This is a genomic window from Chroococcidiopsis sp. CCNUC1 (genome assembly GCF_023546805.1).
Lineage (GTDB): Bacteria > Cyanobacteriota > Cyanobacteriia > Cyanobacteriales > Chroococcidiopsidaceae > Chroococcidiopsis > Chroococcidiopsis thermalis.
Window position 1 is genome coordinate 2,010,945 of sequence record NZ_CP097480.1, and the last position, 26,097, is coordinate 2,037,041.

24 protein-coding genes are annotated in these 26,097 nt (G+C 44.0%); 13 read left to right on the top strand and 11 right to left on the bottom strand.

Going from position 1 to position 26,097, the window contains the following annotated elements; genetic code table 11:
* Nucleotides 1-904: 904 nt before the first annotated feature.
* Nucleotides 905-2,251: a GntP family permease gene (locus tag M5J74_RS09485; protein WP_015153878.1), complete on the top strand. Its 1,347-nt coding sequence runs from the start codon at nt 905-907 to the stop codon at nt 2,249-2,251.
* A gap of 44 nt (nt 2,252-2,295) precedes the next feature.
* On the opposite strand, the gene M5J74_RS09490 is transcribed toward M5J74_RS09485, so the two are convergent.
* The gene (locus M5J74_RS09490) at nt 2,296-2,877 is read right to left on the bottom strand and encodes a Uma2 family endonuclease (protein WP_250016408.1); all 582 of its coding nucleotides are present in this window, start codon (nt 2,875-2,877) and stop codon (nt 2,296-2,298) included.
* 75 nt (nt 2,878-2,952) lie between these two features.
* Nucleotides 2,953-3,414 (bottom strand): aminoglycoside 6'-N-acetyltransferase, encoded by a 462-nt coding sequence (gene aac(6') / locus M5J74_RS09495; RefSeq protein WP_250016410.1) that lies wholly within the window; start codon nt 3,412-3,414, stop codon nt 2,953-2,955.
* 215 nt (nt 3,415-3,629) lie between these two features.
* On the opposite strand from aac(6'), the gene M5J74_RS09500 reads away from it, so the two are divergent.
* From M5J74_RS09500 to M5J74_RS09510, 3 genes are all read left to right on the top strand, one after another.
* Nucleotides 3,630-5,126 (top strand): gluconokinase, encoded by a 1,497-nt coding sequence (locus M5J74_RS09500; RefSeq protein WP_250016412.1) that lies wholly within the window; start codon nt 3,630-3,632, stop codon nt 5,124-5,126.
* Nucleotides 5,127-5,407: 281 nt separating this feature from the next.
* Nucleotides 5,408-8,923: a PAS domain S-box protein gene (locus M5J74_RS09505; RefSeq protein WP_250016415.1), complete on the top strand. Its 3,516-nt coding sequence runs from the start codon at nt 5,408-5,410 to the stop codon at nt 8,921-8,923.
* A gap of 679 nt (nt 8,924-9,602) precedes the next feature.
* On the top strand, nt 9,603-11,258 hold the full coding sequence (locus tag M5J74_RS09510; protein WP_250016418.1) for an iron uptake porin: 1,656 nt from the start codon (nt 9,603-9,605) through the stop codon (nt 11,256-11,258).
* Nucleotides 11,259-11,260: 2 nt separating this feature from the next.
* On the opposite strand, the gene M5J74_RS09515 is transcribed toward M5J74_RS09510, so the two are convergent.
* The 3 genes from M5J74_RS09515 to M5J74_RS09525 all read right to left on the bottom strand — a co-directional run bounded on the left by M5J74_RS09515 (nt 11,261) and on the right by M5J74_RS09525 (nt 14,117).
* Nucleotides 11,261-11,794 carry a DUF5331 domain-containing protein gene (locus tag M5J74_RS09515; protein ID WP_015153884.1) on the bottom strand — a complete coding sequence of 178 codons (534 nt, stop codon included), beginning with the start codon at nt 11,792-11,794 and terminating at the stop codon, nt 11,261-11,263.
* A gap of 298 nt (nt 11,795-12,092) precedes the next feature.
* Nucleotides 12,093-12,362: a hypothetical protein gene (locus tag M5J74_RS09520; RefSeq protein WP_250016420.1), complete on the bottom strand. Its 270-nt coding sequence runs from the start codon at nt 12,360-12,362 to the stop codon at nt 12,093-12,095.
* A gap of 12 nt (nt 12,363-12,374) precedes the next feature.
* Complete coding sequence (locus M5J74_RS09525; RefSeq protein WP_250016421.1) at nt 12,375-14,117, bottom strand: NFACT family protein; 1,743 nt, start codon at nt 14,115-14,117, stop codon at nt 12,375-12,377.
* Between the two features lie 362 nt (nt 14,118-14,479).
* Here M5J74_RS09525 and remA point away from each other — a divergent pair, with 362 nt between their 5' ends.
* Both remA and gmk read left to right on the top strand, forming a co-directional pair.
* Complete coding sequence (gene remA, locus M5J74_RS09530) at nt 14,480-14,743, top strand: extracellular matrix/biofilm regulator RemA (RefSeq protein WP_015153886.1); 264 nt, start codon at nt 14,480-14,482, stop codon at nt 14,741-14,743.
* Between the two features lie 66 nt (nt 14,744-14,809).
* Nucleotides 14,810-15,424, top strand: coding sequence for a guanylate kinase (gene gmk, locus M5J74_RS09535; protein ID WP_015153887.1), 615 nt, complete (start codon nt 14,810-14,812; stop codon nt 15,422-15,424).
* A gap of 71 nt (nt 15,425-15,495) precedes the next feature.
* On the opposite strand, the gene M5J74_RS09540 is transcribed toward gmk, so the two are convergent.
* The 4 genes from M5J74_RS09540 to M5J74_RS09555 form a co-directional block, all read right to left on the bottom strand.
* The gene (locus tag M5J74_RS09540) at nt 15,496-16,029 is read right to left on the bottom strand and encodes a photosystem I reaction center subunit XI (RefSeq protein ID WP_015153888.1); all 534 of its coding nucleotides are present in this window, start codon (nt 16,027-16,029) and stop codon (nt 15,496-15,498) included.
* Nucleotides 16,030-16,415: 386 nt separating this feature from the next.
* Nucleotides 16,416-16,571, bottom strand: coding sequence for a photosystem I reaction centre subunit IX / PsaJ (locus M5J74_RS09545; protein ID WP_015153889.1), 156 nt, complete (start codon nt 16,569-16,571; stop codon nt 16,416-16,418).
* Between the two features lie 221 nt (nt 16,572-16,792).
* The gene (locus M5J74_RS09550) at nt 16,793-16,927 is read right to left on the bottom strand and encodes a photosystem I reaction centre subunit IX / PsaJ (RefSeq protein ID WP_015153890.1); all 135 of its coding nucleotides are present in this window, start codon (nt 16,925-16,927) and stop codon (nt 16,793-16,795) included.
* A 40-nt stretch (nt 16,928-16,967) separates the two neighbouring features.
* Nucleotides 16,968-17,471, bottom strand: coding sequence for a photosystem I reaction center protein PsaF subunit III (locus tag M5J74_RS09555; RefSeq protein WP_015153891.1), 504 nt, complete (start codon nt 17,469-17,471; stop codon nt 16,968-16,970).
* 477 nt (nt 17,472-17,948) lie between these two features.
* Between M5J74_RS09555 and tsaD the strand changes: the two genes are divergently transcribed.
* Both tsaD and M5J74_RS09565 read left to right on the top strand, forming a co-directional pair.
* Nucleotides 17,949-18,995 (top strand): tRNA (adenosine(37)-N6)-threonylcarbamoyltransferase complex transferase subunit TsaD, encoded by a 1,047-nt coding sequence (gene tsaD / locus M5J74_RS09560; RefSeq protein WP_371934023.1) that lies wholly within the window; start codon nt 17,949-17,951, stop codon nt 18,993-18,995.
* A 314-nt stretch (nt 18,996-19,309) separates the two neighbouring features.
* Nucleotides 19,310-20,326 (top strand): hypothetical protein, encoded by a 1,017-nt coding sequence (locus M5J74_RS09565; RefSeq protein ID WP_015153893.1) that lies wholly within the window; start codon nt 19,310-19,312, stop codon nt 20,324-20,326.
* Here M5J74_RS09565 and M5J74_RS09570 read toward each other — a convergent pair.
* On the bottom strand, nt 20,289-21,584 hold the full coding sequence (locus tag M5J74_RS09570) for an inorganic phosphate transporter (protein WP_250016423.1): 1,296 nt from the start codon (nt 21,582-21,584) through the stop codon (nt 20,289-20,291). The genes M5J74_RS09565 and M5J74_RS09570 overlap by 38 nt on opposite strands.
* A 101-nt stretch (nt 21,585-21,685) precedes the next feature.
* Here M5J74_RS09570 and rpmB point away from each other — a divergent pair, with 101 nt between their 5' ends.
* The 5 genes from rpmB to hypA all read left to right on the top strand — a co-directional run bounded on the left by rpmB (nt 21,686) and on the right by hypA (nt 25,262).
* Nucleotides 21,686-21,922 carry a 50S ribosomal protein L28 gene (gene rpmB, locus M5J74_RS09575; RefSeq protein ID WP_015153895.1) on the top strand — a complete coding sequence of 79 codons (237 nt, stop codon included), beginning with the start codon at nt 21,686-21,688 and terminating at the stop codon, nt 21,920-21,922.
* A 307-nt stretch (nt 21,923-22,229) separates the two neighbouring features.
* The gene (locus tag M5J74_RS09580) at nt 22,230-22,775 is read left to right on the top strand and encodes an NAD(P)-dependent nickel-iron dehydrogenase subunit HoxY (protein WP_015153896.1); all 546 of its coding nucleotides are present in this window, start codon (nt 22,230-22,232) and stop codon (nt 22,773-22,775) included.
* 163 nt (nt 22,776-22,938) lie between these two features.
* On the top strand, nt 22,939-24,390 hold the full coding sequence (locus M5J74_RS09585; RefSeq protein WP_250016425.1) for a Ni/Fe hydrogenase subunit alpha: 1,452 nt from the start codon (nt 22,939-22,941) through the stop codon (nt 24,388-24,390).
* A gap of 69 nt (nt 24,391-24,459) precedes the next feature.
* Nucleotides 24,460-24,939, top strand: a complete 480-nt coding sequence (locus M5J74_RS09590) for a hydrogenase maturation protease (protein ID WP_250016426.1) — start codon at nt 24,460-24,462, stop codon at nt 24,937-24,939.
* Nucleotides 24,921-25,262, top strand: coding sequence for a hydrogenase maturation nickel metallochaperone HypA (gene hypA, locus M5J74_RS09595; protein WP_250016427.1), 342 nt, complete (start codon nt 24,921-24,923; stop codon nt 25,260-25,262). The genes M5J74_RS09590 and hypA overlap by 19 nt, the downstream gene beginning before the upstream one ends.
* A 30-nt stretch (nt 25,263-25,292) precedes the next feature.
* On the opposite strand, the gene M5J74_RS09600 is transcribed toward hypA, so the two are convergent.
* Entirely contained in the window at nt 25,293-26,090 is a 798-nt protein-coding gene (locus M5J74_RS09600) for a PhzF family phenazine biosynthesis protein (RefSeq protein ID WP_371934024.1), read from the bottom strand.
* Between the last annotated feature and the right edge of the window lie 7 nt (nt 26,091-26,097).

The following is a 26,097-nucleotide window of genomic DNA, read 5'->3' on the forward strand; positions in this document are numbered from 1 at the left end:
ATGTGAATTGAAATGTTATTGAATTGAAAATCGATCGTTGGGTTAATTAAAATCGCGATCGCCGATCGCGCACCGTTTTAGACTGAGTATATTCAAGCACTCAACCCAGTAGAAATTTTGCTATTGGTGTTGAAGTAAATCAACAACTATGTTGTACTAAACCAACATGAAACGATTTTACCAGTTTATTCTTGCTTAGATTGAGTATGACTTCAATCCCGTTCTAACTCGCAGTTTTCTAGTTAAAATTACTTATGGTATTAGCGGCAATTATCCCGCAATTTATAAAATAATCTAATTGTAATTAAGACTACAACTCTCTCAAGATATAGGGAGGCGATCGCGACAAACTGTCTCAGGGCGTATGCTTCTTGCTCGAATAAAGTGATAGTCTTGCCGCTGATGAGTATTTCTTTTCATTTCAACCCTATTTAGAGTTAAATTCTGTAAAGTACATATAAATTTAGCTGATAAACACTCGTTAGGCGATCGCTTCTAGTAAAACTGCTTGCTTTAAATATTAACTTTTATGTATATTTTTACATTCAAAATAATTTAAGAAATATTGCTAATAAGTTTATATAGCGTGTCTATTATTAAAAAATAAATTGTTTGGCGGCGATCGCTGTCAAAACTAAAATATTAATTTTTGTATATATTAGTTCTCTCAAATAAATTAAAAACTATTAAATTTATCTTGACTAAAAATACTTATTAATTTAGCTGCAATGCAACTAAAATTGCCAAGCTAAGAATGAATCTCAAGATAGAAGTAAAAACACTCTTAATCTCCGAAAATAAACAAAATTAGATTTTCAAATTGGTAATTGGTCAACTGATAGCTAGTCGAAAGTTACAAGTCAAAAGTCAAAGTTAACTGGTCACTGGTCACTGATAACTAATTATGTCTCCTGGTGCATTAATTTTTGTGGCGATGCTAGGTGTCGCCCTTCTTTTATTTCTCGTCATTGGCGTGCGCTTGCAAGCATTTGTTGCCCTGTTATTGACGAGTCTGTTTGTTGCCATAGCAGCGGGTATACCGTTAGATAAAATAGCCGAAACGATCCAGCAGGGAATGGGCAGTACCCTCGGCTTTATCGCGATCGTGGTAGGCTTAGGGACGATGTTTGGTGAAATGCTGCGGGTATCTGGCGGCGCGGAAGTGCTAGCAGCTACGTTAGTGAAAAAATTTGGTCAAGATAAAGCTCAATGGGCTTTGAGTTTAACAGGTTTGATTGTATCGATTCCCGTTTTTTTTGATGTCGGGCTAATTATTCTCATCCCCTTAGTTTATGGTTTAGCAAAACGCACGGGGAAGTCATTGTTATATTATGCTATACCTCTGACAGCTGGATTGGCGATCGGTCATAGTTACATTCCCCCGACTCCTGGTCCAGTTGCAGTCGCCTCATTAATTAATGCAGACTTAGGTTGGGTGATTTTATTTGGTGCGATCGCGGGGATTCCTGCTACGATTTTTGGTGGTGTACTTTTCGGTAAATATATAGCAGGGAAAATTCACGCTACAGTCCCAGAATATATGGAAATTGAAGCACCAAAGCACGAACTCGGCAAGGAACCACCTCGCTTTGGTACGGTAGTTTCTATCATTGCCATTCCCTTAGTATTAATTCTGCTCAATACTGTTTCTACAGTCATTTTGCCAGAAGGAAACTTTTTGCGGAACTTCCTTACCTTTTTAGGACACCCATTTACAGCTTTAATGATTGCTGCCCTACTTTCCTTTTATATTTTAGGAATTAAACGCGGATATTCCCTGGATGAAGTTCAACAAATTGCTACCAAATCGCTAGAACCAGTAGGATTAATTATTTTAGTCACGGGTGCTGGGGGTGTATTCGGTAGAGTTTTAGTCGCCAGTGGTGTTGGGGATGTTTTAGCTAGGGCAATGGCAGCCTCAAATTTACCAATAATTCTGCTAGCATTTCTGATTGCAACTGCCGTGCGAGTCTCCCAAGGTTCAGCTACAGTATCGATGGTAACAGCAGCAGGAATCATGGCTCCAGCAATTGAAGCGGGGAAATATTCGCCGCCTATGGTAGGCTTGATTACAATTGCGATCGCTTCTGGTGCAACCGTACTTTCCCACGTTAATGATTCTGGTTTTTGGTTAGTCAGTCGTTATTTAGGATTATCAGAAAAAGAAACCTTACGGGCGTGGACGGTCATGGAAACAATCGTTGGTTGCGTAGGTTTCTTAGTAGTTTTTATTATCAGCTTTTTCGTGTAATAAAGATTTAATTCTTGTAGACTATTTGCTATCAGTTGAAAAATTTATATGTTGGCAAACTCAATATTTTCATAGAGGTCTGCAATTTGAATTTGAAACTCAAAAACTTTAAAAGATAGCGTCACATTAAGATCGTCATATTCTGAGAGCAACCATTGATTAACAGCAGTTTTAACATAGTGTTCTACATGAATGCTGTATTGGTCAATTAGTAAATATTCTTGAAAATTATTAATAGTACGGTAAGCGACAAATTTTTCACCACGCTCGTAATCTTGCGTAGATTTAGATAAGACTTCCGCAATAAAACATGGATTAACTAATGTATCTGTGCGTCCTTCTTTAAATTGGAGAGGCTTTTCGACTACCATAACATTAGGGTATGTATATAAGTTGCGATCGCCAATCCAAAGCCGTTGGTCGGTATGAAATGTTTCGTAAGGCTTACGTCTCATAGCGACGCTCAAAGCGATGTAAAGATTTCCACTGATGCGGTTGTGTGCGGGTGTACCTCCTGCCACTGGGGTAATTGCTCCATTACGGTATTCGTTGCGGGTTTCGGACGCAACTTCGAGTTCGAGATACTCTTCAGGCGTGTAGATTTGTCGTTCGAGTGCTTGTGTCATGACGTAATTTCACTATCTTTGAGATCAACAAAATAGAAGTAAAAGAATAGCGATCGCATGTTTACAATAACAGTATCATCTAGAAGATGTTACTTGCTTAATGAAAGTGACAACTCTTTCTACTTCTTGAAACCCCACCTTTGTATGAAAATCATAACTTGCCGTGTTGTCCAATAAAGCATCTGAAGCAAGCTCCATACATCCACGTTCAATTGCCCACTGTTGAGCAAATTGAATTAATTTTGTCCCTATACCTTGTTTGCGATATTCATCTTCTACATAAATTCCTTCTACATAAGCCACAGGACTTTGAGTAGCACCAGGAACATAGTCGTAGCGCAGCGAAAGATTTATAAATCCAATTGCTTTAGCGTTATCATCTTTGACTAAAAATCCTGCTTCGCGAGGAGAGTAAAGAATATTGGTCAGACTTATTTGCATTTCTTCAACTGATTCATCTGACCAAAGTTTTAACGCCAGGTCTAGCCACTCATTAAAGTTCTCTTGATTAACTTCAACAATTTTCACTTTTTGCATTTTACCTCTTAAATATTTTCTGTTTCTGCTGATGTAATTGTCTTACAAATGTCAGCTACAATTCAAATGGCGATCGCTACTTAAAACAAACTGTTATTTAAATTGAAGCGATCGCACTTTCTCTCACACAAAAACCTAAAATTGATTTTATAAATAATTTTTCTCTGTCCCCCTTGTCTCCCTTGTCCCCCTTGTCCCCCTTATCCCTTCCCATCATGAACTACTTCCTCGGCGTAGACATCGGCACAACTAGCACCAAAGCGATCGCATTTTCTCATGATGGTGCTATTAAAGCTAAGGGCAGTCAGGGATATGAAATTATCGTCCCGCATCCAACCTGGGCAGAACAAGACCCAGAAGCGCTGTTTAATGCAGTCATTACATCCGTGCGTCAAGCAATGGGTACTGGTATCTCTAAACAGGAAATCGCCGCAGTTGGTTTTAGTGCAGCAACTCATAGTTTACTGCCAGTAGATGCTAACAATAAACCCTTATCAAATATCATTATTTGGGCGGACAATCGCAGTGTTACTCAAACAGAAAGACTCAAACAGGAGGAGATTGCTCATAATTTATATCTGCGAACGGGTAGCCCAATTCATCCCGTCTCTGTTGTGACTAAACTCATGTGGCTGCGGGAAAAAGCGCCAGAGATTTTCCATAAAGCAGCAAAATTTATTTCAATTAAAGAGTATATTTTTTTCAGACTTTTTCAACGTTATGTAGTAGATTATTCTATTGCTTCCGCGACAGGATTATTTAATTTAAAACAACTGAATTGGGATGCAGAAGCTTTAACAATAGCAGGAATAAAACCAGAACAATTAAGCCAATTAGTCTCTACCACCCACATCTTACGCGGGATGCAAACAGAGTATGCAGAAGCAATGGGACTCGATCCGCATACACCTGTTATTATTGGTGCAAACGACGGCGTATTAGCAAACTTAGGCGTAGGCGCGATCGCCCCTAGTGAATTTGCCATTACCATCGGTACGAGTGGTGCAGTACGCACTGTAGCCGCCGAACCGATTACCGATCCGCAGATGCGAACTTTTTGTTACGCCCTCACCGAAAAACATTGGGCGATCGGGGGACCGACCAATAACGGTGGAATTGTTTTACGATGGTTGCGCGATCGCTTTTGTCATCCAGAAGTAGAAGAGGCGAAACGATTAGGTATCGATCCGTATGACGTAATGATTCAAGCGGCGATGGAAATACCCGCAGGCGCAGAAGGATTGATCTGTTTACCCTATTTATCGGGAGAACGCGCCCCCTACTGGAACCCTAAAGCGCGAGGTGTCTTCTTCGGATTGAATTTCAACCACACGCGATCGCATACAATTAGGGCAGCGATGGAAGGAATTATCTTTGCCGTCTACAGTATCAACGTGGCAATTCAAGAGATCGCTGGAACGACAGGAGAAATTCGCGCTTCTGGGGGTTTTGCCCGTTCTCATGCATGGTTGCAAATGATGGCAGATGCATTTGGTATGGTGGTAGCAATACCTGAAGTTTACGAAGCCAGTGGCTACGGGGCAGCTGTATTAGCAATGTATGCCGTAGGTGCGATCGCCGATTTATCTGAGGTGCAACCGACAATTAAAATTCGCGATCGCATTTCGCCCAACCCTGACTTGACACGCACCTATCATCAGTTATTCTCTCGCCATCAACGTTTATATCGGCAGCTAGAGGCAGAGTTTTAATAGTGACTAGCGGTTGGTGGCTAGAAAAGAGTTCAGTCACTAGCCACTAGCCGCCAGCTACTCACAAATGACTAACCAAAAAGCAATCTACTTTTGGATAGATGTCTTAAGGAGGAGAATTGCTTCAAAGTATCGAAAGATAGGATGTAAAAATTTATCAGTAATTTGCTCAGTAATTGAGTATATTCTATTACTGGTAGTCAAACTTCTTTCTACCTTTTGTCCTCTGCTTTCTGCCTTTCTCGATCGCCCGTAAAGTACTGCATCTATAAATAGAATTTATGACACAGCACCGCACAGTTCTAATTGTTGATTGTTGTGCGCCAGAGCGAGAAATTTATCGAGAGTATCTTTTAGCAGAGCAAGAAGTTGAGTATAAAATTATAGAGGCGGAATCGGGACAAAGTGGTTTATTGCTGTGTCAATCGCGATCGGTTGATGGAATTTTATTGGAATATCAACTGCCAGATTTAGATGGTTTGGCATTTCTAACTAGGCTGAGACAGCAAGCAGGTGAAGATTGCCCTCCCGTAGTCATGGTAACAGGTTATGGGAGTGAGGCGATCGCAGTCAAAGCACTGAAAAATGGTGCAGTAGATTATCTCGTGAAAGGGCAAGCCACAGCGGATGAATTGCGGCAAGCAGTAGGTAGTGCGATCGCCAATACTCAACTACGACAAAAACTGCAAGCTAGCGAACAACGGTTCCAAACATCTGTAGAAAATTTACTCGACTGTTTTGGCATTTATTCAAGTATTCGCGATGAATCTGGACGCATCGTAGACTTTCAAGTTGAATACGTCAATGCAGCGGCTTGCGAACAGAATTGCATGTCCCAGGAACAGCAAATTGGGAGAAGACTTTGCGAGTTATTCCCCGCTCACAAGGACAGTGGTTTGTTTGAGGAATATTGCCAAGTCGTAGAAACAGGCAAACCGCTGATTAAAGAATCTCTCGACTATACAGATGTTTATGGCGAGCGCTGCTTAACCAGAGCTTTCGATATTCGGATTAGTAAATTAAATGATGGGTTTGTTGCAGCTTGGCGAGATGTCACGGCACGCAAACAAGCGGAAATTGAGCGAGAACAAATATTAGCTCAAGAAAAACAAGTGCGTGAGGCAGCGGAAAGAAATAAACAGCAATACCGTTTGTTAGCGGCAAAACTGCGAGAGAGCGATCGCCGTTTTCGCGCCATCTTCAATTCCACATTTCAGATGATTGGATCGCTCTCCCCTGAAGGAATTTTACTCGAAGTGAATCAAACTGCCCTAGATTTTGCGGGAGTGGCAAAAGAAGAAGTTATCGATCGCCCGTTTTGGGAAACCAAATGGTGGACGATTTCACCCGAAATTCAAGCACGGTTACGAGAAGCGATCGAGCAAGCGGCGGCGGGGGAATTTGTTCGATATGAAGTGGATGTGTTGAGTGCAGGTGACAGGATAGCAACGATTGATTTTTCCCTCAAACCAGTGTTTGATGAAACCGGACAAGTCGTGCTGCTTATTCCTGAAGGGCGAGATATTAGCGATAAGAAACAAGCTGAAGCAACCCTACGAGATGTTTACGCTCAACTAGAGCAACGCGCAGCCGCATTAACACAGAGCAATCAGAATTTGCAGGTGGCGTTAGAGGAACTCCAAATTTCTCAAGAGGAACTTAACCAACAAAACGAAGAACTGAGCCAAGCTCGTAATTTGAGCGAACTACAAAGCCAGCGGTATCAAGATTTATTCAATTTTGCCCCAGATGGATATTTAGTTACCAATTGCCAAGGCATAATTCAAGAAGCCAACAGAGCTATAACAAGCTTGCTAGCGATCGATCGACAACAGTTAATTGGCAAACCTTTAAACGCCTTTGTCGCTCCGCAAGAAATGCAGGTTTTTTGGAGACAGTTAAATCGATTTGCAGCAAAGGCGAATCATTCTACATCCGCGCAGCTAATTCAAACTTGGGAATTGAACTTAAAACCCTTCCGAGGCAAGCCTTTTCCTGCGGAAGTTTCGCTAGCGGCGATCGGCAACGGTCAAGAAGATTTAGTCGGTTGGCGTTGGTTGATTCGAGATATTACACAACGCAAACAAGCCGAAGCAGCTTTGCGTCAAAGCGAAGCTCTCTTCCGAGGCGTGTTTGAATCCGATCTGATCGGCATTCTCTTTTGGAACACCGAAGGGCAGATTATCGATGCCAACGAGACCTTTTGTCGCATGACTGGTTATTCGCGACAAGAAATGCAAGCTGGACAAGTTCACTATAAGAATATTACACCGTCGGAATACCACGCAACTGACGCTCAAAAGTTAGAGACTATACAAATTACAGGTCAATACGCCCCATTTGAGAAAGAATACATTTGCAAAGATGGCAGTCGCATTCCAATTTTACTCGGTTGTGCTTTTTTGCCAGGGTATAGCGATCGCGGTGTTGCCTTTGTATTAGACATTAGCGAGAAAAAGCAGTGGGAACGAGAACGGGAAGCACTTTTAGCCAAAGAACAGCTAGCCCGCCAGGAAGCAGAACGAGCCGATCGCAGTAAAGATGAATTTTTGGCGATGGTTTCCCATGAATTGCGATCGCCTCTTAATTCCATTCTCGGCTGGGCAAAACTGCTGCGTACCCGCAAATACGATCCTCAAGTAGCTGCCCGTGCTTTAGAAACGATCGAGCGCAACGCTCAAGCACAATCCCAACTGCTCGAAGACTTGCTAGATGTCTCGCGCATGATTCGGGGCAACCTCCGCCTCACCCTTGCCCCTGTTAATCTCTTGAATGTAGTCGAATCAACTGTAACGAGCTTGAAACTAGCAGCCCAAGCCAAAAACATCGATTTACAATTCCGAATTCCGAATTCCGAATTCCGAATTCTGACTTCTCCCTTCATGGTTTCTGGCGATCTCCATCGTCTCCAGCAAATTATCACCAACCTGCTGACCAATGCAATTAAATTTACTCCTAACGGCGGACGAGTTGAGATTTCGCTCAAACGAGTCGAACAGGGAGCAGGGAGCAGGGAGAAGGGGGACAAGGGGGACAAGGGGGACAAGGGGGACAAGGGGGAAGTTCTAGCCACTAGCCGCCAGCCACTAGCCACTCACACTACTCCCGACTCCCCAAAATTTGCTCAAATCCAAGTTACCGATACAGGTCAAGGTATCAGCCCTGAATTTCTACCTTATATTTTCGAGCGTTTTCGGCAAGCAGATGATGTGACAACGCGCTCGAAAGATGGCTTAGGATTAGGGTTGGCGATCGCCCGTCATTTAGTTGAATTGCACGGGGGAACGATCGCGGCTGCAAGTTTAGGAGAAGGGCAGGGGGCGACTTTTACTGTCACGTTACCTTTACGGGAAACCAGACAGGGGGATGGGGAAGACAAGAAGGACAAGGAAGACAAGGGAGATTTGCCCCTCCAAGGTATCCGAATACTTGTGGTTGACGATGATGCAGATGCGCGGGAATTTTTGCATTTTGCTTTGACCCTAGAGGAGGCGGAAGTCAAGGTAGCGAGATCGGCTAAAGAAGCACTAGAAGTCTTGAAGCAATTTCAACCAAATGTAATTGTCAGCGATATTGGAATGCCAGAAGAGGATGGCTACTCTCTGCTACGTCAGGTGCGATCGCAAACAGCAGCCAGAGGAGCCGAACCAATTCCCGCGATCGCTCTGACTGCTTTTGCTAGAGAGTCAGACCGTCAAAGCGCGATCGCGGCTGGTTTTCAGCGTCATCTCGCTAAACCTGTGGTCGTAGCAGAGTTAGTCGCCGCGATCGCCGATCTCATTCAAAGTCCGCTCTAGTTCAAAGTCGATAATTCTCAGCCAAAATAATATTTAATTTGATGAAATTTAGCTCTTTTCCTCTGAATATATACGACTGCAAAGACCTTTTGTTTCGGCGATCGTTGAAAGTAATTATCGATTGCGTGCGTGACATTTGTAGGGGCGCACAGCTGTGCGCCCCTACAGATCGTCTGTTTTACGCAATTGAAACCCACTATGAAAGCACAAACTGAAAATTAGCGGCGCGTTCGTAACAACTTTTAATAACTATTGAAAATTTATAATTGCTTTTAATCTCAGAAAAAGTAGCATTTTTAACTATTTCTGTAGATGGATGTTTGCCTTTTTTCTAGTAGCTAAATTGAGGAAATAGTGGGTCTTTTGCAGATAACTAACATTTTATTTCGAGCGGGATAAAATCGAACAAAAGAGACCTGGCAGAAACATCATATTTTATCTGCTAGTCAAAAAAAAAGCTGCGAAAGCTCATGCATAGATAGATTCAACCGTAGATGTTTGCGGTTGAATTTCCAATGGAAGAATCAGTGACAACTTAGAAAAAAATCAATTTCTCTCAAGTTATAGCTGTTTTCGCTCCTCATAACACAGTTACGAGCAGTTTTTGAAATGCTTGCTCGTATCATTGTTATGCATGAATTACAAATGACAAATAAAAAACTTTTGAGTGTGGTGAAAAATGCAAAGATTTACAAAATATATCTTCTTATTGACACTTAGCATCTTAATAGCTCCGTTTGCAGGTATCAATTTATTAGCAGCGCAAACAAATATATCAACGTCAGATCGGGCGATCGCCTCCGAGCTTAATTCGATTGAAGAAACTAAAGTACAAAGTCTAGCAGAAAACTCGCTAGCCCAAGTTACATCTGTCTCGCAATTATCAGACGTGCAACCCACTGATTGGGCGTTTCAGGCATTGCAATCTTTAGTAGAAAGATATGGAGTCATTGCGGGTTATCCCGACGGCACTTTTCGCGGTAATCGGGCAATGACTCGCTATGAATTTGCAGCTGGATTGAATGCAGCTTTAGACAGAATTAACGAATTAATTGCCACAGGTAGCGCCGACACTGTTAGTAAAGACGATTTAGCAACAATACAAAGATTACAGCAAGAATTTGCTCCCGAACTTGCAACTCTTCGCGGTCGGGTTGACACGTTAGAAGCAACGACGGCAGAACTAGAAGCCAACCAGTTTTCGACGACAACTAAGTTGGAAGGAGAAGTTATCTTTGCCCTCATTAGTTTGATTGAGGGTGACAATGCTGCTGGCGAACCAGTAGATACTAACCCAACTGCGAGTTACAGGGTGCGCCTCAATTTACAAACTAGTTTTACGGGCGAAGATCAACTCACAACACGTTTGCAAATGGGTAACGTCGTCCCTCTAGGCGGGACAAATAGCGGTGAAACACTGACAAACGAAGGGCGGATCGAATTTGATGGCGATACAGGCGGAGATGCCCAACTGGGGTTACTGCGCTATCGTTTTCCGGTGGGCGATCGCACCAACATTTACTTAGCGGCGGCGGGTAATGGTTTTGTCGATCTCGATGCTTCCTACCAGTTGACTCCCTTCTTAGATGGCAATGCCGTATCATTGTTCGGTTTGCGCAACCCAATCTATAACTACAGTGCTGGTACTGGTATAGGAATCAGGCATTTCTTTAATGACCAAATCGAACTAAATTTGGGCTATCTAGTTCCTACCAATAACGCTAGTAACCCCTTCCCACAGAACGGTCTGTTCGACGGTACGTATGCTGGATTAGCTCAGATCATCTTCAATCTCAGTGACAACTCTAGGTTCGGTCTGTCTTATATCAACTCCTACTCCCCCACTGGAGGCGACGATCCTGATGTAGAGCCAAATACCGAATTAACGCCTTTTGGTACGAGTACTGGTAGTAACCTATCGAATAGCAGCTTTGGTAGACCCGTCAGCGTCAATGCCTACGGTTTTTCGGGTACGTTTAGGCTTAGTCCGGGTCTAGCTATTAGCGGTTGGGTGGGACATGCCAACCATCGTTATATTGGTAGGGGAGATGGGAGTATGTGGACTTGGGCAGCTAGCTTGAACTTTCCTGACTTAGGCAAAGAAGGTAGCGTAGGCGGTATTATAGTCGGCATGGAACCGAGACTAACAGAACTTGACAGCAATCTCGGTAGCCCCGATCGCGATACCTCTTTGCATCTGGAGGCGTTTTACAAGTATGCACTCACAGATAACATCCAAGTGACTCCGGCAATTATTTGGTTAACTGCACCAGACCACAATGCCGATAATGACGACATCATCATCGGTGCAATTAGAACTGTGTTTCGGTTCTAGGACTAAATCTGGGTAGGATTGCGTCCTACCCCCTTACATGACTCATCTACCCAATTTGGCAAATTCGTGACGGGCAATCGTGGCGGAACTCGATCTTCTGGTTTGTAACTTGAGCGTACAGGTGATTGTACTGGCACTTGAGTCGGTTGCGCTCTGCCATTGCCATGCCCGTTTCCATTGCCGTTACCATTTTGATATGGTGCTGCCTGCATAGGCGAAACAACACCGTTACTAGCTGAGCTTATCTGTAGCTTTGTCGGTGTTTTTGAAGCTTTCAACTCCTCGTCTGGATTAAAGTTTAGCCCTAAAGCCGCTACAATTTGGTCGGGGTCGCTATTTAACTGGGCGACAAAAGGCAGCACCTCAATTAATTTTGGCTCTAAGTTGGTTACGACTGCCAAAATGAAACTAGAACAAGGGCGACGCTTGCCATCAAACGTTCCCCAAATCCGAATTTTAGTCAACCAAGGGCGGTTCTGCTGATAGTAAATCAGCCATTTGACCTTAAGAGCGTGGCGTAGTTGCTGAATGTTCACGACCTACCTCAATCGCAGTTCAAACAACAAAACAGCATGGCTAAGTCTTGCACCTAAGTCAAGATGCGATCGCACTTTTCTAATTGTTTCATTTCATTATCTCACCCTTATTCCCTCTTCTGCCTTTGGTGGTCATTTGTCATTAGCAAACAGGATGTAGGATGTAGGGTGTGGGGTGTGGCGAGTTAATTGCGACTTGCGAGTTGCAACTTGAATTGTCTCCTAACTCCTCAGTTTTGACTTTTGACTTTTGACTTTTGACTTCAAAAAAAAGACCAGCTTCCCATAGCTAGTCCAGTCAACTTATATTACGTTGTCGGCTACGATATTGAGGAATACCAAAACTGTGCGTTCCCATCGCTACAGCGGGCAAAAGCTTTTCCTCCCAACTGATATTGTAACGAGAAACACAGACTTTTTTAACAAAATTCACAAATTCTTGACTTAACTGAGCCAGAAGGTAGATGTTGCAAGGCAATAATTTGAAGTAATCATTAAGTTCGATCGCCATGCCTTGAGTGGAGAGGAGTAAATTTTTACTTCTGCGAGGGGCATCAGACTTCAACATCCGTGCGTGTAACTAGTTCGATTGTTGCAGATATTGCTCTGCTTGCAAAGGTTGCCCCCAAATCACCTGCTCTTGTTTGTAAATGGCAATTCCTGGCTTTGCTCCTTTTGGCTTGTAAACATACTTCGGCTCTGTATATATCACTGGTACGCGATCGCTTTGACGGGCGCGGCTGTAGTAGGCAGCAAAGTCAGCTGCAAACTGTAAATCTACTTCCTCTGGTTCAGCCCCAGGTGTAACCCGCATCAAAACGTGACTGCCAGGAATTTCTTGAGCATGAAACCACAGATCGTAATCTCCGGCAACGCGAAAAGTCAATTGGTCGTTTTGGCGGTTGTTGCGTCCGACGAGTAGTTCAAAGCCACTGGGGGTAGAATAGCGATGAAAATTAACGCTGGAATCTTCATTCGCATTTCGCCGTCCGTAATCTGGTGCTTTGAGATATTTCTGTTGGATCAACTCCTCGCGAATTTCTTTGAGAGCTTCCAAGTCTTCTGTAGATTGATACTTATCGACTTGAGCAACTGCGGCTTCGACTTGCTCTAGATAATCGCGTTCCTGTTCTACCTCGGCTAGTAGCGGTTCTACCGCACCTCTTGCCCGTTTGAGTTTACCCGCTTGCTTGTATAAACTTTGGGCATTCTGAATCGCATTTTTTTCGGGATTGAGGGCGATCGCTATTGGTTCTCCCGTTTCAAAGTCTGCTAGCGTAATTGACTTCATCCCTGGTAGCCATTCTTGGAGGTGAGCCATCAACAAGTCTGCCTGTTGGCGATAGCTATCGGCGCGATCGGATTGCTGCAAACGTGCTTTAAAGCTATCGATCTTTTGCTGTAATTTTGCCAATAAGCTCTGAATTTTTTGACTTAACTGATATTGGAGTTGGCTAAATTCCTGTCTATTGAGTTGATTTGTATAATATTGGTTAAGTAACTCTTGAACGCTTGCTACAGGCTGAATCGCATTCCATTTTAAAACCGTGTATCCCGTTGCCGTCCAACCAGGAGAAAATTGGGCTGTTGCTAATGTTTGCAGCCACGCCTGCCAGTAATGAAATAGCTGCTGCCAATCTTCTGCTGTCAAGCTATCTGTTGATTGCTCTGGATCTAAATCAGCTGCTTGCGCGATCGCCTCTATTAAAGTAGGACTGATACCGCGATAGCTTTTGAGCAAACAGCGTTTTAAAGCCGACGGTACGAGGCTTACCCGTTCTTGCCAGCGCGAAAACGGCTCATCTAAAGCTGGAGCTGTCCCCGTCAGTGCGGGTGGTAATTCGTAACTTTGCCCAGTCTGAATTGGACGCACGCTCGATTTCTGGGGGCTGACTTGATGTGCGGCTGTAGTAATCTCGTTTGCAGTATTTGTCAGGACGACATTACTATATTTGCCCATAATTTCCACGTATACGTGCCAAAGTACGGGTTCCCCTGGACGACGGGCAAACTGTAAATCGACAACTCGTTCCCAAGGGACGACGGGACGACAAGAAATGAGAGCTAAACCATTAAGTTGGTGCAGTAATTGTTGGCTAAAAGTAAAAGTATCTGGTTGTCGTGGTGGTGGAGTACCGATGCAAATGTGGGCTGCTTGAGGATGCCAAGATATTTCTAGCCATCCACGCCGATCGAGTGTCCGTAGCGCTAGCAAAATCGTGTAGCGATCGCGTTGATAAACCTGCTCCAAACGAGCTGGAATCCAATCTTTACTCAACTCGCTACAAGCAGCAGTAAGTGTCGTGAAGTCAACTGGTTGCAATTGAGGGATCTAGGGGTAAGGGATGAACTTAGAAGTCAAAAGTCAAAAGTCAGAAGTCAAAAATTGTAGGGGCGGGTTCACCAGAAATACTGGTCAGAGTCAAAGACTATTGGTAAACTCGCCCGTACAGGTGTCAGAAGTCAGATTACTGATAACTGACAACTGATAACTAATAACTAATTTTTCTTTTCTCTGTCTTTTGAAGGATATCTAAAGATAGATATTGGATAAAAATGCGCTCGAACTAAATAAAAAGCCTGGTTTTTGGGTGATTTTAGCCTTGTAACTCCAAATTTTTATAGATACCATGAAAAGTAGATATTTATTTGCCTCTCGCGCCGCATTTTTTGCGTTAATTTATCATGGACATTCAGTTAATCAACATCGGTTTTGGCAACATTGTATCTGCTAACCGAGTCGTTGCCATTGTCAGTCCAGAATCCGCACCTATCAAGCGTATCATTACTGACGCACGGGATCGAGGACAGCTAATCGATGCGACCTACGGTCGGCGGACGCGGGCTGTGATCGTAACTGATTCCAGCCATGTGATTCTCTCAGCAATCCAACCGGAAACAGTGGCGAATCGATTTGTGATCGGTCGCGACCATCATGGAGACAATTGAGCTGGAGAAGCAGTAGTATGTGAAATAAACCATTTCGTTTTTTTCACTACAAAATTGGGAACGCGGATGACGACAGGTTTGCCTACTCAAATTTCTCCTACCGTAATTCCAGGCTCGAAGGCTGGTCGGTTGATTGTACTCACAGGTCCTAGTGGCGTAGGCAAAGGTACGCTCATGCAATTGCTTTTGCAGCGTCACCCCCAGCTTTACCTGTCAATTTCAGTCACGACGCGCAGCCCTCGCCCTGGAGAAATTCACGGCAAACATTATTACTTCGCGAGCCGTGAAGAATTTCGACAAATGGTCGATCGCGGCGAATTACTAGAATGGGCTGAATTTGCAGGTAACTGCTACGGGACTCCTCGTCAACCAGTGGCAGAAAAGATCGGCGAGGGAAAAACTGCCATCTTAGAAATTGAATTAGAAGGAGCAAGACAAATCCGCGCTTCTTTTCCTGAAGTGCTACGCATTTTTATCTTACCACCTTCAATGGAAGAACTAGAGCAACGCTTGCGCAGTCGCGGTCAAGATTCAGAAGAGGCGATCGCTCGTCGTCTGCGCCGCGCTCAAGCCGAAATTAATGCTGCTGGTGAATTCGATTACAAAGTCATCAACGATAATCGGGAAGCGGCACTGCAAGAAATAGAAGCTATTTTATTTCCCGATTCTAGGCAAGATTAACAAATTAAATTGGTAATGAGTAACAGGTAATTGACAAACAGCAACTACCTATTACCTATTACCAAACTACGTTATGAAAATAGCCCACCAAAAACGTTCTTGATGATAGCTATATTTGTTAGCACGAAGTAGGCAAACACCGCGCCACCAACGCCTCCAATCAAGAAGCCACTAATATAGTTGTTCCAGCTTTCTGGTGATTTGAAAGTAGAAGGAACTTGACCACCAGTGGTAGTAGTAGCAACAGGTTGAGGTGGATTGCTAGCAGAATACAAAGCCATAGTAGCAGTCATGATTGCCACCATACCTAAAGTACTGATCAATCCAGCAATGTTGGCAACATCTGTATCGCGTAACGGACCTAGCTTAGTAAAGGGTCCGAGTACCCAATAGCCATGTGCCATCCCAACTTCCAAACCTCGCCGCATGTCGGTAATACCTGGGCGATAGGCGGGTAAGTTATTAATAAACCACTTCACCAAGCCGGAAGAATTTACTGGTGTTTCTAAGTTACTATTCTGAGGATCGCGCCCAGCAGGAAAGACAACTTCTTGATTTCTAGGATCGCCGGGTCTATTTTTAGATGCATCTATTGCTTGCGCCATATTCTCCGTATGATATCAATAAGGTCGTGGCATCATTTTAGGTGAATAATTGTAGCCAAATATCAATTTAGACAGAGAAGTTAAAAAAAATTAATTTAGCGATCGCCGCTTTATAGCAAGCAGCAAACACGCGAGTTCTCACTCTGTTTGCGTGGCGCAAAACTATTTCTTTTTGCGTTGTGCAAAACTACTTCTTTTTGCGTTGTGCAAAACTATTTTTTCTATGTAAAATCTACCAATCGCGCGATCGCTTATGCTGTCATTCCAATTTTAATACTCAATATTGAGACTTATAATATTGGGCTATCTCTAGATCTTATTATGTGTAGCGCTACATGCTTAAATTTCAGACTCTAGCTAGATGTGAGAAACTAATTAGTTTTAGCTCACGGCATTGGGTGAAAAAGTAAGTCAGGAAAAAAGTAGTTAAAAATTGCCCAAGTCGTGAAAGCCACAGATACAGCAACCACAGCCAGCACTGGAGCTAAGGAAAGATACCTCTGAAGATAGTGTTTTTGTTCGTTCTCGTTCTGTTTTTGCATGAATTTTGGTCTCCCGACCAGTGTAATGATTTGCTAAAGCATGAAACGCGCTATGCACTTAATTGATAGTAATTTGCGAGTTTCAAACCGCCATCATCCGCTTGGTCGATCGACCGTCAGGCTGTTAAGAACCAGAGGGTAGAGAACAGAACGAAAAAAGAGTAGCAACGATCGCAATTCTCTCCGATCTATCCCCTCACCTCTAGCTCAAACACCCCTACTTATGGCAAGGGATGGAAGAGAAGATCGGGGAAGAAGTAGTTAAACACAATTAACCACACAGCTGTTTCAGCCAGCCATGCAAATAGCAAAACTGGTGCGAGAGAAAGATATTGCAGAAAATATTTTTGTTGCATTTGTAGCTCTCCCAAGTATTTCAAACAAAGTAACGTTCAATTAGCGCGGAGAAATGGGGATTTCTTCGTCTTTAGCAGTGAGTTCGCCTGAGAGCAACTCTTTCACGGCGGCTAGGGGCCAAGCAAACGCTGACACCATGCTCTGAAATGCTAAGGGAACATCAATGATGACTTCTTTGATTTCGGTTTCACTAGCATACTTTTTCTTGGTGGCTTGCAGATAGGCACGCCCCGCCCAGCCGATCTGACCGGCAATGTAGAGAAACATAATGCTAGGAATTAAAAAATCGCCAGCGCGATCGAGACGACCATCAACAACCAGGTGGGGTAGACCTTCAGGACCACACATTGCTTGAGCGTACCGCTCAAACCGCTTTTCACCCGATTGCGGATCGGCAGTTGTATTGCGGGCTGCTTGTGCCCGTTGAACAAATGCAGGAGAGTCACTGCAACGTACTAAATTAACTTGCTGTGCTTGAGCTGGTGGAGCAAATGTAAACCACAGTCCACCAATAACTAAGATCAGCGCAAACAATCGACGCATGGAATTGTTTCCTTTTGTTACAAAACAAAAAGTTTATTTTACAAAATGAATCAGTTTGTACAGTATGTTTGCACGCACTTGGAAGCAATCATACTCTCGCGCGCGATCCTAGTAAAGTTAGAGCAAATCAAAGTTTAAGCTACTTAATATAGGGAGTAGGGAGCAGTTATCAGTTATCAGTAACCAGTTGTCAGGGAGACAAGGGGGGCAAGGGGGAACTCGGGGCCCCCGCGACCGGAGGGAGTGGGGATTAGGGGGCGAAGGGGGACAAGGGGGACAAGGTTGCTGAGGGAGCAAGACAAGTCGCAGGTCGCAAGTCGCAAGTCGCAATTAATTCACCATACCCCACACCCTACACCCCACACCCTACACCCCACACCCTACACCCTACACCCCACACATCCCACACCCCACACATCCCACACCCCACACCCCACACCCCACACCCCACACCCCACACCCCACACCCCTCCGACAATGGCTACGATTTTAGCGATAGAAACAAGTTGTGATGAAACTGCGGTGGCGATTGTTAAGAATCGTCAAGTTTGTAGCAGTGTTGTTAACTCCCAGATCTTAGTACATAGTCAGTATGGGGGAGTTGTACCAGAGGTTGCTTCGCGCCAGCATTTAGAAATTATCAATCAGGCGATCGCCCTAGCTCTAGAGCAAGCTGAAATGAACTGGCAAGATCTGGATGGGATTGCGGCGACTTGCGCGCCTGGCTTGGTTGGTGCTTTGATGGTGGGCATCACGGCAGCAAAAACTTTAGCATTAATCCATCAAAAGCCTTTTTTGGGCGTACATCACCTAGAAGGGCATATTTACGCTAACTACTTGAGCGAACCAAGTTTGCAACCGCCTTTTTTGTGCTTGTTAGTTTCTGGCGGACACACTAGCTCGATCTACGTTAAAGATTGCGGCGTGTACGAGACATTAGGTGAAACCCGCGATGATGCGGCTGGAGAAGCCTTTGATAAAGTTGCACGGCTCTTGCAATTGGGATATCCTGGCGGTCCCATCATTGATAAATTGGCTCAGACAGGTAATGCTCAAGCTTTTTCCTTGCCAGAGGGAAATATTTCTCGATCGCAGGGTGGTTATCATCCCTATGATTCGAGTTTTAGCGGCTTGAAAACAGCAGTACTGCGATTGGTAAGACAGTTAGAGCAGAATGGTGCTGTACCAGTGGCAGATGTAGCGGCAAGTTTTCAGGAAACAGTAGCGCGATCGCTAACTAAACGGGCGATCGCTTGCGCTCGTGACTATGGCTTAGAAACTATCGCTGTAGGTGGTGGAGTTGCAGCCAACAGCAGCCTCAGAAAACACCTGCAAGTAGCAGCAGCCAGTCATAATCTGCGCGTGTTATTTCCGCCTTTAAAGCTCTGTACTGATAACGCTGCCATGATTGGTTGTGCTGCTGCCGACCATCTTAACCGAGGGCATACCTCACCCTTAACTTTGGGCGTGCAGTCGCGTTTATCACTTAGAGATGTGATGCAACTGTATTCAGTTAACAATTGACAGTTATCAGTTATCAAGAGACAAAGTTGTAGGGGCGGGTTGATTCCCAGATGTCTGTTAATCCAGGCGCAATCTGGTAGTCAAACCCGCTTTTACAGTAGTTAAGCGTAATAACCAATTACCCATTACCTATTACCCATTACCCATTACCCATTACCCATTACCATTCTTTCCATTCTCCGTATTTCCACGTTAAGTCTTTACTATTTTTGTAATTTGAATAAAGTTTTCATAAATATACCTGGAGATGGTTAGACATCCTCAGTGAATTCCAGTATGGTTTTATACATGTAAGGTTTATTAGTAATATTTATATGTCTCTAGATGTGCAAGAAATTAAGAGTGCAATTAGAATTCACGACTATATTTCACAATTAGAAAAGCTAACAAAATTAACTCTAAAAAACTCAGATATTATGCTGGGTGCGCCGAAAACTAAACTTGTTTTTGACTTACCGACTCACAATAAACCTTGCTACGAGTATGTCGAGCAACTGTATCAAGAAATTGGCGATCGCGATTTGCTGATGCAAGCTCTAAGAACGGGCTGGCATTATATCAGTTCTAACGGTACAACAATTCCCGTATCGAAAGAAAAGTATTTTCAGCAATTAAACTCCTCTCAAGCATTTCGCGTTGCCAAACAGAGAGGCTATCAAGTTCCAGAGAAATTTTTAACTACTAAACAGTTTTGCTACGGGCAGTATGAAGCTTATTCTGCTATGCATGAAATTATGCATGGTAAGGCATTAGGAATTTGGTCTAACAAAGCTAATTTCTCTAATTTTATGTATAACTATGCCAAGTTTTATAAAGCAATTAAACTAATTGCTCCTCAATTTATCGTACCGAGTTCTAGCTATCAATCTTCTATTCCATATATTTTAGACCAACTGTGGGTGGCGAGTCATAACAGCAACCAAGTTAGATTATTAGGCTTAGAAGTTGCTGGCGAACAACATTTTCTGAATGGAGGACACAGCAAAACTTTAGGGAATGAAAAGTATCTAGAAAAACTAGGTTTTGAGATGTATCATGTCGCCAGTTGGTGGTGTCGGGTAGATCCATATCGCGTTATTTGTGAATTTTTAAAAGAGTCGGGAATTTTTCCTGAAGCACAACAATATTTAATTGGTGCAGAACTAGATACGATTGATAAATACGTCTGCGGTATTTGCCACCGTCCGATGGTAAGACTAGGTTGGGATTGGATTCAACAGTGTCAAATTGGCGATCGCACGGTTTACGCTCACAAACACTGTGTCGCGCACAAAGTTGCTGACAAGCTTTCAACTAGAGGAAGATTAGACGTGCAATCGCAAAGATGCTAGCACCCAAAACTGCACTTATCGGCACCGTAATAATCCAAGCTGCGGCAATTCCTCGCACAGTTTGGAACTGAATTGTTTTCCAATTTCTGACTAAACCAACTCCCACGACACCACCAACTAGAGCATGGGATGTAGAAACGGGTAAACCCAGGCGCGAAGCCAGTAAAATTGTTGTTGCCGTAGCTAATTCAGCACAGAAGCCGCCACTGGGTTGTAAGGGAATAATTCCCTCGCCGATGGTGGCGATAACTTTTTTACCCCAAACAGCTAAACCTGCAACAATACCAGCACCGCCAAGTACGAGAATCCATAACGGAATCGCGATGCCATCTACAGGGACACTAGCAGTACGAATAATATAAGAGATTGCTGCCAAAGGTGCGATCGCATTCCCGACATCGTTAGAACCGTGTGCGAAAGCGACGAAACAAGCACTCAATAATTGGAAGCGTGCCAGTTGTTTTTCGACAAGGGAGTCGGGAGTCGGAACTACTTTTGACCCTTCACTTTGTTCGAGGGCAAGCTTTTGACTTTGAACTTTTGACTTTGCTAGTTGTCTCCAACCATAGATGCTCAGACATACAGACGCGATCGCTCCTAGCCCTAAAGGTAAATCGCGGGGTGGAAGTTGTAAACCCCAATGTTGAGTTAGCAAAGTATATATTGGATGACTGACAGTAGGTAGGACGATAACACCAAAAATACCGATCGACGCCACACTTAACCAAGGAATCCACTCGTCTAGCTGTTTGAGAGGATCGGGTTGAGTCAAAATCCAGCGTCTTACCTGACTGTAAAATGCAGAGGCGATCGCACCGCTGACTATCGGCGTAATCACCCAGGCAAAAGTGATTTTACCGATTGATGCCCAGTCTATTGCTTCCCATCCGATCGCGCAAGCACTAAAACCCGCGATCGCTCCTACAATTGCATGAGAAGAGGACACGGGTAAGCCCTGTGATGTCGCGATTTGCAACCACGCTCCCCCAGCTAGTAGAACTGATATCATGCCTACTAACAATACTTCTGGCTGAGAAATGAATAGGGCAGGATTGAAAATTTTGGTTGCTAGAGTTTCTGAAACTTCATGTCCAAACAGCACCGCACCTGTAAATTCTAGAGTCCCTGCAATGACTAATGCTTGACGCAAAGTCACAGCTTTAGACCCGACAGAGGTTCCCATCGCATTAGCAACATCATTTGCGCCTAAGTTCCAAGCAACGTAGAAGGATAGGAGCGCAACTAAAAAAAGAATCATGCTTATTCGCTCTCAACACAGCCATCATACCCTCCCAGGAAAATTCCGGGTACAATGATAGATTGTGCAAGATACCCAAACGCGAAGATCTGGAGATCCTTATGTCCCGTAAATGTATGCTCACAGGCAGAAAGGCAAACAATGGTTATGCCATTTCCCACTCTCACCGCCGGACTAAAAAAGTGCAAGAAGCCAACTTGCAGTGGAAACGGGTTTGGTGGGAAGAAGGTAATCGCTGGGTGAGACTGAAGCTTTCGACTAAAGCAATCAAAACCCTCAACATCAAAGGCTTGTCAACAATGGCAAAAGAAGCCGGAATCAACCTCAACCATTATTAAGATTTGATGGTATTTTCTATTGACCATACTAAGTTTAATGGTTAATTTTCTGGAGCCGTAAAATTTTGCGGCTCTACAAAGTAGAATTATTTGCAGTCTCTTTTCGCCTTCCTCTTCATAGGCTGAATTTATCTCAGCTAGGCGTTACTTTGTTCGCAGCCAATACCTGCTTGAGCCATTAATTCTCTATCTTCTCTAGGAAATTCTCGCTTCCTTCCTCATAACTTCCTCAAGTTATTTGTTTATAACCGTAACTGTAGGGCAACGATCCCCCGTAGTTCTTTACGAGCAAGGGAGTCAGTAAACAATGACTCGTTTAAAACTAGCAACAGTTTGGTTAGGTGGCTGTTCGGGCTGTCACATGTCATTTCTTGACTTAGATGAATGGCTGATCGACCTAGCAGCTGGGGCAGATTTAGTTTACAGTCCCTTTATGGATACCAAAGAATATCCAGAAGGGGTGGATGTGGTATTGGTAGAAGGAGCGATCGCTAATGAAGATCACTTGCAAACGATTAAAACAGTAAGAGAGCGATCGCAACTCCTGATCTCATTTGGTGATTGTGCTGTAACTGGTAACGTGACAGCTTTACGCAATCCATTAGGGAGTGCCGAACCAGTTTTGCAACGCTGTTACATTGAAACCGCAGATGTGCGCGGACAGATTCCCCAAGAACCGGGTATTGTCCCGCCTTTATTAGATCGAGTCACGCCAGTACATACAGTCGTACCTGTCGATATTTACTTACCTGGTTGTCCGCCTCCAGCGGCGCGGATTCGAGCCGTACTGGAATCGCTGCTGCGTGGAGAAAAACCGCAGTTAGAAGGGCGCGAGTTTATCAAGTTTGGTTAGAAGCTGAGATCTCGATCCCCCTAGCCCCCTTAAAAAGGGAGGAACTGGTAGCCTCCTTACCTCCCTAATTTCCCTGAAAAAGTGAGAAATTCAAAGCCCCCTTTCTAAAGGGGTTGGGGATCGAGTCTCTACAAAAAAATCATCGCGAAAAGAGCAGTATTCTATGTCCCAGCGAATTGTTATCGATCCAGTCACGCGCCTTGAAGGTCACGCTAAAATTACCATCTACTTAGATGATGCCGGACAAGTGACCGATGCTCGGTTCCACGTCACAGAATTTCGCGGCTTTGAGAAATTCTGTGAAGGTCGTCCTTTGTGGGAAATGCCAGGAATTACGGCGCGGATTTGTGGAATTTGCCCAGTGAGTCACTTGCTAGCTTCTGCTAAAGCAGGCGATCGCATTCTTTCTGTCACTATTCCCGCTGCTGCTACTAAATTGCGTCGGTTGATGAATTTAGGGCAAATTATCCAATCCCATGCTTTGAGTTTTTTCCATCTCAGCGCCCCAGATTTACTATTAGGCATGGATAGCGATCCTCAAAAGCGCAACGTTTTTGGGTTAATTGCCGCTCAACCAGAATTAGCCAGAGGTGGAATTCGACTGCGGCAATTCGGACAAGAAATTATTGAAATATTAGGGGGGCGCAAGATTCATCCATCGTGGGCAATTCCAGGTGGCGTGAGGGAACCATTATCTCAAGCAGGACGCACGCAGATTCAAAGCCGCATTCCAGAAGCTAAAACCACAATATTAGATGCGCTAGACAAGTTTAAGCGCTTGCTTCAGGACTATGAAAGGGAAGCTCAAACTTTTGGTAATTTTCCCAGTTTATTTATGGGTTTGGTCACATCTGATGGTTTGTGGGAAAACTACGACGGATATATTCGGTTTATCGATAGCGCTGGCAACATTATTGCAGACAAACTCGATCCGACTCGCTATCAAGAATTTATTGGTGAGGCAGTTGAATCTTATACTTATCTCAAGTTCCCCTATTATCGCCCTTTAGGATATCCCGACCAAAAAGATCGCTGTCGTTTAGATAGTGGCATTTATCGAGTTGGACCTTTAGCACGATTAAATATTTGTACTCATATTGGCACTGCGATCGCCGATCGAGAATTAAGCGAATTTCGCGATCGCGGTGGTGGTACTGTACTCTCATCCTTTTTTTACCACTACGCCCGACTGATTGAAATTTTGGCATCAATCGAGCAAATTGAATTGTTGCTTGACGATCCACAGGTGTTATCTACTAAAATCCGTGCCGAAGCTGGAATTAACCAATTAGAAGGAGTTGGTTGTAGTGAAGCACCACGCGGGACTTTATTTCATCACTACAAAGTTGATGAAAACGGCTTAATGCAGAAGATAAATTTGATTATTGCGACGGGGCAAAATAATCTCGCAATGAACCGCACGGTGGCTCAAATTGCCCGACATTTTATTCATGGTGCAGAAATTCCTGAAGGAATGTTGAATCGTGTTGAAGCTGGAATTCGGGCTTTCGATCCTTGCTTAAGTTGTTCGACTCATGCAGCCGGACAAATGCCATTGCACGTTCAATTAGTAGGAACAGATGGAAGTGTTGTTAATGAAGTTTGGCGGGATTAGAGCTGTAGAGACGTTACATGTAACGTCTCTACAGGGAGAAGATAAAACTAAAATCAAATCGACAATCTGATGGGCGAGAATTCAAAAACTATTTTGGTAATTGGCTATGGTAATGACTTACGTAGTGATGATGCTGTGGGGCAAAAAGTAGCTAATGCGATCGCCTCTGAGGAATTACCTGATGTAACATCGCTGTGCGTTCATCAACTCACACCCGAACTAGCTGCATTTTTGGCAACAGCCGACCTAGCAATTTTTATCGATGCCTGTTTTGCAAGTGTCTGCGAAGACGTGCGACTACAAGCGATCGCACCTACCAATTCTACTGCGCTCGGCGGACATACAGGCGATCCGCGATCGCTATTAGCCCTGACGCAAGCGCTTTACAATCGGGTTCCGAATGCTTGGTGGGTAACGATACCAGGAACGAACTTTGAATTAGGCGATCGCCTTTCACCCAGTGCTGAACGAGGTATTCAGGTAGCGCTGGAACAAATTTACCATTTGATTAAATTAGGCAAGGTAGAACTATGCATGAAGTTGGAATGATGCAAAACGTTCTCGCAACTGCTGTAGAACGTGCAAAACATGAAGGTGCAAGCCATATTCGCCTGCTGCAAATGCGAGTCGGTGAGGCATCTGGGGTAGTACCAGAATCCTTACAACTGGCGTTTGATGTGGTGAAAAAGGAGACAATAGCTGAAGATGCTAAACTTCAGGTGGAATCCGTACCAATCGTCTGTTATTGCCCCAATTGCACTACTGAATTTCATCCCACCGATTTACTCTACGAATGTCCCGAATGTCACCATCCATATTGTGAGGTACGACAGGGTAAAGAGTTTGAACTGGCATTTTTAGAAGTTTCCTAGTCGATCGCTAGCTTCACAAATTACCATTCATCAACCATCAACCAATTCACCCCGTAAAACTAAAACAGCTTGTCCTCCCAATAAAACGCGATCGCCTTGACAGCTAACTTTAATTACCCCACCTCTAGCAGAAGCTTGATAGGCGAGAAAATTATCTTTCCCCAAGCGATCGCGCCAGTAGGGTGCAAGGCAACAATGCGCCGAACCCGTCACCGGATCTTCGTCAATTCCGACATTAGGCGCAAAGTAGCGAGAGACAAAATCATACTCTGAGTTTGTCCCTTGGCTGGTGACGATTACGCCTTGTACGGGCAAAGTTTTCAGTAAACTAAAATCTGGCTGAAGATTTCTGACAATCTCCTCCGAATCTAATTCCACCAAATAATTTCTATTCGTCTCACCTACATACTTGGGTTTGGTTCCCAAAGCTTCGATCAAATCGGCAGGTATTTCCGATGCAGCAGGAACTTGCATTGGGAAGTCTAATTCGATCCATTCTCCTATCCGTTTTGCCGTCAGCAAGCCACTGAGAGTGTGAAATCGAGCTGTTTCCTCTGGCTGCAAATAACCCTGTTCCCACAGCACATGAGCGCTAGCTAGGGTAGCATGACCGCACAGAGGAACTTCTGTAGCAGGAGTAAACCACCGCAGATTGTAGCTACCATCGTCTTGCCGGAGTAAGAAAGCCGTCTCTGATAAATTCATCTCCTTGGCAATATTTTGCATCCAACCGTCATCTCTCGATCGCGGCAGAACGCATACAGCAGCGGGATTACCTGCAAAAGGTTTATTTGTAAAAGCATCGACCTGAAAAATTTCTTGTCCCATTTCAGTT

What these genes read in the sequence shown, in the direction of transcription:
- M5J74_RS09485 (WP_015153878.1), top strand. Translation starts at nt 905, where the DNA reads ATGTCTCCTGGTGCATTAATTTTTGTGGCGATGCTAGGTGTCGCCCTT.
- M5J74_RS09490 (WP_250016408.1), bottom strand. Translation starts at nt 2,877, where the DNA reads ATGACACAAGCACTCGAACGACAAATCTACACGCCTGAAGAGTATCTC.
- M5J74_RS09500 (WP_250016412.1), top strand. Translation starts at nt 3,630, where the DNA reads ATGAACTACTTCCTCGGCGTAGACATCGGCACAACTAGCACCAAAGCG.
- M5J74_RS09505 (WP_250016415.1), top strand. Translation starts at nt 5,408, where the DNA reads ATGACACAGCACCGCACAGTTCTAATTGTTGATTGTTGTGCGCCAGAG.
- M5J74_RS09510 (WP_250016418.1), top strand. Translation starts at nt 9,603, where the DNA reads ATGCAAAGATTTACAAAATATATCTTCTTATTGACACTTAGCATCTTA.
- M5J74_RS09520 (WP_250016420.1), bottom strand. Translation starts at nt 12,362, where the DNA reads ATGTTGAAGTCTGATGCCCCTCGCAGAAGTAAAAATTTACTCCTCTCC.
- remA (WP_015153886.1), top strand. Translation starts at nt 14,480, where the DNA reads ATGGACATTCAGTTAATCAACATCGGTTTTGGCAACATTGTATCTGCT.
- gmk (WP_015153887.1), top strand. Translation starts at nt 14,810, where the DNA reads ATGACGACAGGTTTGCCTACTCAAATTTCTCCTACCGTAATTCCAGGC.
- M5J74_RS09540 (WP_015153888.1), bottom strand. Translation starts at nt 16,029, where the DNA reads ATGGCGCAAGCAATAGATGCATCTAAAAATAGACCCGGCGATCCTAGA.
- M5J74_RS09545 (WP_015153889.1), bottom strand. Translation starts at nt 16,571, where the DNA reads ATGCAAAAACAGAACGAGAACGAACAAAAACACTATCTTCAGAGGTAT.
- M5J74_RS09550 (WP_015153890.1), bottom strand. Translation starts at nt 16,927, where the DNA reads ATGCAACAAAAATATTTTCTGCAATATCTTTCTCTCGCACCAGTTTTG.
- M5J74_RS09555 (WP_015153891.1), bottom strand. Translation starts at nt 17,471, where the DNA reads ATGCGTCGATTGTTTGCGCTGATCTTAGTTATTGGTGGACTGTGGTTT.
- tsaD (WP_371934023.1), top strand. Translation starts at nt 17,949, where the DNA reads ATGGCTACGATTTTAGCGATAGAAACAAGTTGTGATGAAACTGCGGTG.
- M5J74_RS09565 (WP_015153893.1), top strand. Translation starts at nt 19,310, where the DNA reads ATGTCTCTAGATGTGCAAGAAATTAAGAGTGCAATTAGAATTCACGAC.
- M5J74_RS09570 (WP_250016423.1), bottom strand. Translation starts at nt 21,584, where the DNA reads ATGATTCTTTTTTTAGTTGCGCTCCTATCCTTCTACGTTGCTTGGAAC.
- rpmB (WP_015153895.1), top strand. Translation starts at nt 21,686, where the DNA reads ATGTCCCGTAAATGTATGCTCACAGGCAGAAAGGCAAACAATGGTTAT.
- M5J74_RS09580 (WP_015153896.1), top strand. Translation starts at nt 22,230, where the DNA reads ATGACTCGTTTAAAACTAGCAACAGTTTGGTTAGGTGGCTGTTCGGGC.
- M5J74_RS09585 (WP_250016425.1), top strand. Translation starts at nt 22,939, where the DNA reads ATGTCCCAGCGAATTGTTATCGATCCAGTCACGCGCCTTGAAGGTCAC.
- M5J74_RS09590 (WP_250016426.1), top strand. Translation starts at nt 24,460, where the DNA reads ATGGGCGAGAATTCAAAAACTATTTTGGTAATTGGCTATGGTAATGAC.
- hypA (WP_250016427.1), top strand. Translation starts at nt 24,921, where the DNA reads ATGCATGAAGTTGGAATGATGCAAAACGTTCTCGCAACTGCTGTAGAA.
- M5J74_RS09600 (WP_371934024.1), bottom strand. Translation starts at nt 26,090, where the DNA reads ATGGGACAAGAAATTTTTCAGGTCGATGCTTTTACAAATAAACCTTTT.